This is a genomic window from Staphylococcus sp. EG-SA-2 (genome assembly GCF_017152085.1).
Genome location: NZ_JACYHC010001215.1, coordinates 1 through 9,780 on the forward strand (window position 1 = coordinate 1; position 9,780 = coordinate 9,780).

Below are 9,780 nucleotides of genomic sequence, written 5' to 3' on the forward strand. Positions count from 1 at the left end.
AATCATTTTAGGGCGCGATAGAATTAAACTTGAAACGCGTGCTGAAAAATTAAAAGAAGTTGAACGTCGTTCATTGCGAATCGTTCAAGTATCAGAAGAAGAACAAGACGATAATTTATAATTCAAATAATGATGCATAAGATTTTGAATTTTATAAGTATATAATTGATTGTCATATAAAACAAAAACGGTAATTTCTATTTATTGAGATAGAAATTACCGTTTATTTCGTGGACCTATTGTATTGTTTTCATCATGCATAATCATCATTGCCGCTGTCCGAGGCTAATTTTAATTTTCAGAATCAGAAGGCTGTTCTGGAATTGGGAAATATTTGAAAATTTCACCGCTTTCAATCGCTTCGGTTAACTGTTCTAACCATTCGTAATAAACATGTGTATGATCAAGCTGAGCTTTAATTTTTTGTGCCTCTTGTGTTTCAGCTTCAGTTAAATCACTGCTTTCAAGTAATGGATTGATAATAGCTTGAGCATCTTTTACTGCTTCGACATTGATGTCAATTTCACGCTGAAATTTTTTAGTGAAAAAGTTTCGGAAAAAGATGAAAAAGTCTTTCTCGGCGATAAAATGTTGTTTGCGGCTTCCTCTCGTAAATTGTTGTTTAACAATATCAAATTCCTGCAATTTCTTAACGCCAGCACTCATACTTGGTTTGCTCATTTGCAATTGATGACGCATTTCATCAAGCGTCATACTGCCTTCAAACACCATAGTGCCATATAAGTTTCCTACACTTCTATTAGTGCCATACAAATCCATTGTCTGTCCAATTGAATTAATTACAATATCTTTTGCTTGTTCTAATTGTTGCTGTTTGTTCTGAGAACGAGTCATCATTGCACCTCCGTACATCATTTTGTTCACGTTAAAATAAATACTAATACATTATAAAACCTTTTCTAAAAAAAGACATTAAAAATATTTAAAGCATTAAAGTTAAATGTTTCGTTAAATAAAAATCTAACGAACTTACAAAACTTAATTCTTGAGTTGTTTTGTAAATTGACACATTTTTCATTTCTATGCTAACATAAGTTTGTAAAATTCGTTAAATAAAAATTTAACAAACTTAACGGAGGTTGTTGAATGGAACTTTTAAAACATTTATCTCAGCGTCAATATATTGATGGTGAGTGGGTTGAAAGCACGAATAAAAATACAAGAGATATTATCAATCCTTACAATCAAGAAGTGATATTTACGGTTTCTGAAGGGACAAAAGAGGATGCAGAACGTGCAATCTTAGCTGCAAGACGTGCGTTTGAGTCTGGTGAATGGTCGCAAGAAACTGCTGAAAAAAGAGGTAAAAAAGTACGTGCCATCGCGGACAAGATCAAAGAACATCGCGAAGCGTTAGCACGATTAGAAACATTAGATACTGGAAAAACGTTAGAAGAATCATATGCAGATATGGATGATATTCATAATGTGTTTATGTATTTTGCTGGATTAGCAGATAAAGATGGTGGCGAAATGATTGATTCACCAATTCCAGATACAGAAAGCAAAATTGTTAAAGAACCAGTAGGTGTAGTTACACAAATTACACCTTGGAATTATCCGTTATTACAAGCATCATGGAAAATTGCGCCAGCGCTTGCTACGGGTTGTTCACTAGTTATGAAACCAAGTGAAATTACACCATTAACAACAATACGTGTTTTTGAATTAATGGAAGAAGTTGGTTTCCCTAAAGGAACAATTAATCTTATTCTAGGTGCAGGTTCTGAAGTTGGTGACGTAATGTCAGGTCATAAAGAGGTTGACCTTGTATCATTTACAGGTGGCATTGAGACTGGTAAGCATATTATGAAAAATGCTGCTAATAATGTTACGAATATTGCCTTGGAACTTGGCGGTAAAAATCCAAACATTATCTTTGATGATGCTGATTTTGAATTGGCAGTAGACCAAGCGTTAAATGGTGGATATTTTCATGCAGGTCAAGTTTGTTCAGCAGGATCAAGAATATTAGTACAAAACAGTATTAAAGACAAATTTGAGCAAGCACTTATTGATCGCGTGAAAAAAATCAAATTAGGTAATGGTTTTGATGCTGATACTGAAATGGGACCAGTGATTTCAACAGAACATCGTAATAAGATCGAATCTTATATGGATGTAGCTAAAGCAGAAGGCGCAACAATTGCTGTTGGTGGTAAACGTCCAGATAGAGACGATTTAAAAGATGGTCTATTCTTCGAGCCAACAGTCATTACAAATTGTGATACGTCAATGCGTATTGTACAAGAAGAGGTTTTCGGACCTGTCGTTACTGTAGAAGGCTTTGAAACTGAACAAGAAGCGATTCAATTAGCGAATGATTCTATATATGGTTTAGCAGGTGCTGTATTTTCTAAAGATATTGGAAAAGCACAACGCGTTGCTAACAAGTTGAAACTTGGAACGGTGTGGATTAATGATTTCCATCCATATTTTGCACAAGCGCCATGGGGTGGATACAAACAATCAGGTATCGGTAGAGAATTAGGCAAAGAAGGCTTAGAAGAGTACCTTGTTTCAAAACACATTTTAACAAATACAAATCCACAATTAGTGAATTGGTTTAGCAAATAAAAATTAGATAAGGTGAGTGCCATTGTAAGAACACAAGACACTCACTTTGTTTTGTATAAGTGGCGAAATGTTGATTGATAATTTGGACTAAACGCAAAATGAATCATAGATTATTTCATGACTGTTAGTAACAATCGTAAAAGGAAAATCGAGTGTTTTGGTTAGCCAAGTTTAGCAATTCAACGATAACCAATCAGCCACTAACAAATATTTCATGCAATACTCACTTTGAAATACAACAAACTTTGGAGGTCATAACGATGAGTAACAAAAATAAATCATATGATTATGTCATCATTGGAGGAGGCAGTGCAGGTTCTGTACTAGGTAATCGTCTGAGTGAAGATAAAGATAAAGAAGTCTTAGTATTAGAAGCGGGTCGCAGTGATTATTTTTGGGATTTATTTATCCAAATGCCTGCTGCGTTAATGTTCCCTTCAGGCAATAAATTTTACGATTGGATTTATTCAACAGATGAAGAACCACATATGGGCGGTCGTAAAGTAGCACATGCCCGAGGTAAAGTTTTAGGTGGATCAAGTTCGATTAATGGCATGATTTACCAACGTGGTAATCCAATGGACTATGAAGGCTGGGCAGAACCAGAAGGTATGGAAACTTGGGATTTTGCACACTGTTTACCGTATTTTAAAAAATTAGAAAAAACATACGGTGCAGCGCCTTATGATAAATTTAGAGGCCATGATGGACCAATTAAGTTAAAACGAGGGCCAGCAACGAATCCTTTATTCCAGTCATTCTTTGATGCAGGTGTTGAAGCAGGTTATCATAAAACACCTGATGTGAATGGATTTAGACAAGAAGGTTTTGGACCGTTCGATAGTCAAGTACATCGTGGTCGCCGAATGTCAGCTTCAAGAGCATATTTACATCCAGCGATGAAGCGTAAAAACTTAACCGTTGAAACACGTGCCTTTGTAACTGAAATTCATTATGAAGGTAGAAGAGCAACTGGTGTTACGTATAAGAAAAATGGCAAACTACATACCATCGATGCTAATGAAGTCATTTTGTCTGGTGGGGCATTCAATACGCCACAATTACTACAATTATCTGGTATCGGTGATTCAGAGTTCCTAAAATCAAAAGGCATTGAGCCACGTGTTCATTTACCAGGTGTGGGTGAAAACTTTGAAGATCACTTAGAGGTATACATTCAACATAAATGTAAGGAACCTGTATCATTACAGCCAAGCTTAGATATCAAGCGCATGCCATTTATTGGTTTACAATGGATTTTCACACGTACAGGTGCAGCAGCATCTAACCATTTTGAAGGTGGCGGATTTGTACGTTCAAATAACGAAGTTGATTATCCTAACTTAATGTTCCATTTCTTACCAATAGCTGTAAGATATGATGGTCAAAAGGCAGCGGTCGCACATGGTTATCAAGTTCACGTAGGACCAATGTATTCAAACTCTCGTGGTAGCTTGAAAATCAAATCTAAAGATCCATTCGAAAAACCAAGTATCCGCTTTAATTATTTATCAACAGAAGAAGATAAAAAAGAATGGGTAGAAGCAATTCGTGTAGCAAGAAATATCTTATCTCAAAAAGCAATGGATCCATTCAATGGTGGAGAAATTTCACCAGGACCAGAAGTGCAAACAGACGAAGAAATTCTTGATTGGGTTCGTAGAGATGGTGAAACAGCATTACACCCATCTTGTAGTGCTAAAATGGGTCCTGCTTCAGATCCAATGGCAGTAGTTGACCCGTTAACAATGAAAGTCCACGGTATGGAAAATTTACGTGTAGTTGATGCATCCGCTATGCCACGTACGACAAATGGCAATATACACGCACCTGTTTTAATGTTAGCTGAAAAAGCAGCAGACATTATACGTGGCAGAAAGCCTTTAGAGCCACAATATATTGATTATTATAAGCATGGTGTTCATGATGAAAATGAAGGTGCAATCGAAGTAAAACCATACGCTAAATAAATTTATATAGTAGACTCTTAGTCTGGCATCTATTGTATTGGTGCCAGACTTTTTTGCGTTTTATCTAAATGAGAAGTTAATGTGTTGTTTAAAAACGGTGTGTGAGTAAGTGAACTGAAAATAGAGTTAATTGTACATTGTGATGATTAATTGACCTAATTGGCAGACATTAAAAGAGTGTACAACCTTAAAAAGTTCACTAAATAGACATTTAATTGTGTTTTCTTGAAAGCTTTCGTGGTAGGATTTATATAAGTAAATTGAGAGAAGGAATACTATGAGCTTTTACGAATATATACAAACATTTAAAGATGATAAAACACCATTAGGCGAATTAGCGATTTGGATTAAAGAAGATGATTCATTCCCAAAACAAGAGAAGCTAACAGAAAACATTTTGTCTTATTTTCATCAAATGTCCAATATAGATCATGAGTTTTTAGAAATTGTAAAAAGATCACTTTCTCTGTATGATCAATTAAAATCGTAAAATCAGAAATAAAGTTAGCTAAAATAAAAGGCCGGTGATTTCACAGATGAAGTTGTCGGCTATTTTCATGACTAATGTTAAATAATGATCATGAAATTGAAGACACAAAAATAGTGGGCGACTCCTGTCCCCATTTGCATGAAATATTAATACTTTTTACAAAGTCTTATCTTTTAAAAAGAAGCCAAACTATGATTGTAATTAATAAATACGGGAATGAATTAGTAATAGATATAAAGTAATATGACCAAAAATATAAATGAAATGAAGGCATTTATTATGAACATTTATGATGAATATAGAAGTTATGTAATAGAAGAACTGGATGATTGTCTCACAATACAAAAAAATAATGACACTGCATATTACGATGTGCTAGAAGCGATAAATGATTTATCAAATGATTCATTATGTGTGTTAAATCATTTATATATTAACGAAGGACAAGAAGAAACATTCGAGCAAAAATTTTTGCAACGTAATAAGCATTTAAAAAACGTTGATGGGTTTAAAGCATTAAGGTTTTTAAGACCTAGAACAGCTGGTAGACACTATATCATTATTACGCTGTGGGAAAATAGGCAAGCATTTTATCATTGGCAAAATTCAGCTGAGTACAAGCATACACACAAGCATCGTGGCACTTCGAAAGGTGCAGATGTAAAAATAATTAATCGTGAATTATCATACAATATTCGTATTGAATTAGCTGATATGGTCTAGCCCGAGATATCAACCCTCAATCATTTGAAAGTCCTTGAATGCTACGTCATGTCAAAGTGTAGTGTCGAGGACTTTGGTATTTAACCCTATTTAATTGAAAATTCTGTAAAGATAGGCGTATGATATATATAATTCATTTATAAAATTACAATGTTCATCACAGGAAAAGTGGATGTATGAAAGGAAGTTAGTTATGCAAAAGTCAGCTCTATTCGCGCCTGAAAAATATAACATTATTTCGGAAATCGAAAAATATAGCCACATACCAGATAAAAAGGCAATTTTATATCATAATACTGAAGGCGAAGATATATCAGTCACTTACCAACAGCTCATTGAACAGTCTAATAAAGTAGGTAATGTTTTAGCATCGCACGGTTTATCTAAAGGCGATAAAGTACTCATTATGATGCCACGATCTATTGCGACGTATGAATTATATATTGCTGCTTTAAAATTAGGTGTTGCAATCATTCCATGTTCTGAAATGCTAAGAACTAAAGATTTACAATACCGTATCACGCACGGTGAAATAAATGCAGTTATTGCACTAGAGCCATTCACAGTTGAATTTGAAAAAATTAAAGAATATGATGCGTTAACTAAATTTGTTATTGCCGGTCAAAAAGATGGATGGATTTCACTTGAAGCTGAAAAAGAAAACGCAAGTAACAAACTAGAAATGGCAGATACGACGCGTGATGATATGGCGATTCTGTCATATACATCTGGTACAACTGGCAATCCTAAAGCCGTTACACATTGTCATGGATGGGGATTTGCACATTTACAAATGGCACCAAAACATTGGTTATGTATTAATGAAGATGACTTAGTTTGGGCAACAGCAGCACCAGGTTGGCAAAAATGGGTATGGAGTCCTTTCTTATCTGTATTAGGTTCAGGTGCAACTGCTTTTGTATTTAATGGAAGGTTCAGTCCTGAAACATACTTAGAATTGCTTCAAAAATATCAAATTAATGTTTTATGTTGTACACCGACAGAATATCGTATGATGGCTAAATTACAGAACTTAAATGATTATGACTTAACGCATTTACATAGTGCCGTTTCTGCAGGTGAGCCACTAAATCGAGAAGTAGTTGAACAATTCAAGAAATACTTTAATTTAACTGTAAGAGATGGATATGGCCAGACTGAAAGTACCTTGCTTATAGGCTTTTTAAAAGATACACCACAGAGGATTGGATCAATGGGTAAAGGCATTCCAGGTAGTTCGGTCACTGTAGTAGATGATGAGGGGAATAGCGTACCTGCTAATACGAAAGGGAATATTGCAGTACCACTTGATTTGCCAGCACTTTTCAAAGGGTATTATAAAGAGCCAGAACGTACGGCGAAAGCGCAAACAGGTAAATACTACATCACTGGTGACTTAGCTCATGTAGATGATGATGGTTATTTCTGGTTTGAAGGACGTCGAGATGACATTATTATTAGTTCAGGCTATACGATTGGGCCTTTTGAAGTTGAAGATGCGTTAACGAATCATCCAGCCGTTAAAGAATGTGCTGTAGTAGCAAAGCCTCATGATATACGAGGAAATATTGTTAAAGCATTCGTTATTTTACAGGACCATACTGCGGGTGATGATACGTTAGTTAAAGAACTACAACAATTTGTTAAAAATGAAGTTGCACCATATAAATATCCGAGAGAGATTGAATTCGTTGACGACTTACCAAAAACAAACTCAGGTAAAATTCGTCGTGTTGAACTACGAGATTCTGAAATAGAAAAATGGCAACAACAAAAAGATAGCAATCAATAAACATAGCAAAGCAGTCCAATGCGTAAGGTATGATGATACGCACTGGACTGCTTGTTTATTTATGATGTTCTTTGTCGTCTAGTTATAAATATTAAAATTAGTTTAGAAACAAGCGCAACCAGTATTAAGAATGAGAAAATATAAGATGTTAAACCTCGAATATCCCATGTTAATAAAAACACATTACTATCACCGGCATTAAGTTGAAACTCAGCATGTGTAAAAACGATAATCACAATGCCTATAAGTGAAAGATTCAAAATAGTTTTCAATATTAAAGGTAATTGTGATGTTTTTCTTGGATGCAGATATTGAATCTCCTTTTTATGATTGATTTTACACTTATATTGTATCAAAATAGAGTATAGGTTTAAAATGCTATAATCCAAATGTAGATTAAAACAATCGTTAGCTATTTGTTGTCAAATAATTATGATTGATTTGATATTTATCTTCTATGAATAAAAGATTTAATATATTGCAAAGTTAATGAATAATTATAATTTACATTTACCACTGCTTGCTTTAACATATACATGTAAGCACTAACTATAGTATTTTGTTACAGCGTATCAATTAAAACAGGAAGTTATCTATGGCGTTGATATTTTAAAGAAATATGTCAGTTTTATGTAACTTTCATATTGATGATACACATTTACAATTTTTGGAGAGGTGAAACCAATGGCTAAGTCTAATAGTAAAGACATCGTTTTAATTGGAGCCGGTGTACTTAGCACAACATTTGGTTCAATGTTAAAAGAAATTGAGCCAGACTGGAATATCCACGTTTACGAACGCTTGGATCGTCCTGCAATCGAAAGTTCAAACGAAAGAAATAATGCTGGTACGGGTCATGCAGCATTATGTGAGTTGAACTACACAGTTTTACAACCTGATGGTTCTATCGACATCGAAAAAGCGAAAGTGATTAACGAAGAGTTTGAGATTTCAAAACAATTCTGGGGTCACTTAGTGAAAAGCGGTAGCATCGAGAACCCAAGAGAATTTATCAATCCATTACCACACATCAGTTATGTTAGAGGTAAAAACAATGTTAAATTCTTAAAAGATCGTTACGAAGCGATGAAAGCTTTCCCTATGTTCGATAATATCGAATATACTGAAGACATCGAAGTAATGAAAAAATGGATTCCATTGATGATGAAAGGCCGTGAAGATAACCCTGGTATCATGGCGGCAAGTAAAATTGACGAAGGTACAGATGTAAACTTCGGTGAATTAACACGTAAAATGGCTAAAAGCATTGAAGCACATCCAAATGCTACAGTGCAATTTAACCATGAAGTTGTTGATTTTGAACAATTATCAAATGGTCAATGGGAAGTTACTGTTAAAAATCGCCTAACTGGTGAGAAATTCAAACAAGTAACTGACTATGTATTCATCGGTGCTGGCGGTGGAGCGATTCCATTATTACAAAAAACAGGTATCCCTGAAAGTAAACATTTGGGTGGATTCCCTATCAGTGGTCAATTCTTAGCTTGTACAAACCCACAAGTTATTGAACAACACGATGCCAAAGTTTATGGTAAAGAGCCACCTGGTACACCACCAATGACTGTACCTCATTTAGATACGCGTTACATTGATGGTCAAAGAACATTATTATTTGGACCATTTGCTAATGTTGGACCTAAATTCTTGAAAAATGGTTCTAACTTAGATTTATTCAAGTCTGTTAAAACATACAACATTACAACTTTATTAGCAGCAGCAGTTAAAAACTTACCTTTAATTAAATACTCATTTGATCAAGTGATTATGACAAAAGAAGGTTGTATGAACCACTTACGTACTTTCTATCCAGAAGCACGTAATGAAGATTGGCAATTATACACTGCTGGTAAACGTGTACAAGTTATCAAAGATACACCTGAACACGGTAAAGGATTCATCCAATTCGGTACAGAAGTGGTTAACTCACAAGACCACACTGTAATTGCATTATTAGGTGAATCACCAGGGGCTTCAACTTCAGTTTCAGTTGCGTTAGAAGTATTAGAACGTAACTTCCCTGAATACAAAACTGAATGGGCACCTAAAATCAAGAAAATGATTCCATCATACGGTGAATCATTAATTGAAGACGAAAAATTAATGAGAAAAATCCGTAAACAAACTTCAAAAGACTTAGAATTAGGTTACTACGAAAACTAAATTCTAATAGCTATATTTAAAATCGG

At 34.6% G+C, this 9,780-nt stretch carries 10 protein-coding genes; 7 read left to right on the plus strand and 3 right to left on the minus strand.

Translation table 11 applies throughout. The annotated features are described in order from the left end of the window. A partial coding sequence (locus tag IDG60_RS23220; RefSeq protein ID WP_241013376.1) for a hypothetical protein occupies nucleotides 1-121 on the plus strand: 121 nt, incomplete at its 5' end. Between the two features lie 170 nt (nucleotides 122-291). Here the strand turns inward: IDG60_RS23220 and cudC are convergent. Both cudC and IDG60_RS19750 read right to left on the minus strand, forming a co-directional pair. After that, nucleotides 292-855 (minus strand): choline uptake/conversion transcriptional regulator CudC, encoded by a 564-nt coding sequence (cudC, locus tag IDG60_RS19745; protein ID WP_000198598.1) that lies wholly within the window; start codon nucleotides 853-855, stop codon nucleotides 292-294. Between the two features lie 88 nt (nucleotides 856-943). After that, on the minus strand, nucleotides 944-1,039 hold the full coding sequence (locus IDG60_RS19750; RefSeq protein WP_001789908.1) for a hypothetical protein: 96 nt from the start codon (nucleotides 1,037-1,039) through the stop codon (nucleotides 944-946). A gap of 68 nt (nucleotides 1,040-1,107) precedes the next feature. On the opposite strand from IDG60_RS19750, the gene betB reads away from it, so the two are divergent. From betB to mbcS, 5 genes are all read left to right on the plus strand, one after another. After that, a complete protein-coding gene (gene betB, locus IDG60_RS19755) occupies nucleotides 1,108-2,598 on the plus strand; it encodes a betaine-aldehyde dehydrogenase (protein WP_000421713.1) in 1,491 nt (496 codons plus the stop codon). Nucleotides 2,599-2,858: 260 nt separating this feature from the next. Then, nucleotides 2,859-4,568, plus strand: coding sequence for a choline dehydrogenase (betA, locus tag IDG60_RS19760; protein ID WP_000066521.1), 1,710 nt, complete (start codon nucleotides 2,859-2,861; stop codon nucleotides 4,566-4,568). 277 nt (nucleotides 4,569-4,845) lie between these two features. Beyond that, complete coding sequence (locus IDG60_RS19765) at nucleotides 4,846-5,058, plus strand: sterile alpha motif-like domain-containing protein (RefSeq protein ID WP_000011688.1); 213 nt, start codon at nucleotides 4,846-4,848, stop codon at nucleotides 5,056-5,058. Nucleotides 5,059-5,337: 279 nt separating this feature from the next. After that, entirely contained in the window at nucleotides 5,338-5,781 is a 444-nt protein-coding gene (locus IDG60_RS19770; protein ID WP_001028778.1) for an antibiotic biosynthesis monooxygenase family protein, read from the plus strand. A gap of 193 nt (nucleotides 5,782-5,974) precedes the next feature. Beyond that, complete coding sequence (mbcS, locus tag IDG60_RS19775; protein ID WP_001172341.1) at nucleotides 5,975-7,573, plus strand: acyl-CoA synthetase MbcS; 1,599 nt, start codon at nucleotides 5,975-5,977, stop codon at nucleotides 7,571-7,573. A 59-nt stretch (nucleotides 7,574-7,632) separates the two neighbouring features. Here mbcS and IDG60_RS19780 read toward each other — a convergent pair whose 3' ends face one another. Continuing rightward, the gene (locus tag IDG60_RS19780; RefSeq protein ID WP_001793296.1) at nucleotides 7,633-7,962 is read right to left on the minus strand and encodes a hypothetical protein; all 330 of its coding nucleotides are present in this window, start codon (nucleotides 7,960-7,962) and stop codon (nucleotides 7,633-7,635) included. Between the two features lie 295 nt (nucleotides 7,963-8,257). Here IDG60_RS19780 and lqo point away from each other — a divergent pair, with 295 nt between their 5' ends. Next, nucleotides 8,258-9,754, plus strand: coding sequence for an L-lactate dehydrogenase (quinone) (gene lqo / locus IDG60_RS19785; RefSeq protein WP_001130051.1), 1,497 nt, complete (start codon nucleotides 8,258-8,260; stop codon nucleotides 9,752-9,754). Nucleotides 9,755-9,780 lie beyond the last annotated feature (26 nt).

Coding starts and splice junctions, on each gene's coding strand:
- cudC (WP_000198598.1), bottom strand. CDS start 855: ATGACTCGTTCTCAGAACAAACAGCAACAATTAGAACAAGCAAAAGAT.
- IDG60_RS19750 (WP_001789908.1), bottom strand. CDS start 1,039: ATGAAAAATGTGTCAATTTACAAAACAACTCAAGAATTAAGTTTTGTA.
- betB (WP_000421713.1), top strand. CDS start 1,108: ATGGAACTTTTAAAACATTTATCTCAGCGTCAATATATTGATGGTGAG.
- betA (WP_000066521.1), top strand. CDS start 2,859: ATGAGTAACAAAAATAAATCATATGATTATGTCATCATTGGAGGAGGC.
- IDG60_RS19765 (WP_000011688.1), top strand. CDS start 4,846: ATGAGCTTTTACGAATATATACAAACATTTAAAGATGATAAAACACCA.
- IDG60_RS19770 (WP_001028778.1), top strand. CDS start 5,338: ATGAACATTTATGATGAATATAGAAGTTATGTAATAGAAGAACTGGAT.
- mbcS (WP_001172341.1), top strand. CDS start 5,975: ATGCAAAAGTCAGCTCTATTCGCGCCTGAAAAATATAACATTATTTCG.
- lqo (WP_001130051.1), top strand. CDS start 8,258: ATGGCTAAGTCTAATAGTAAAGACATCGTTTTAATTGGAGCCGGTGTA.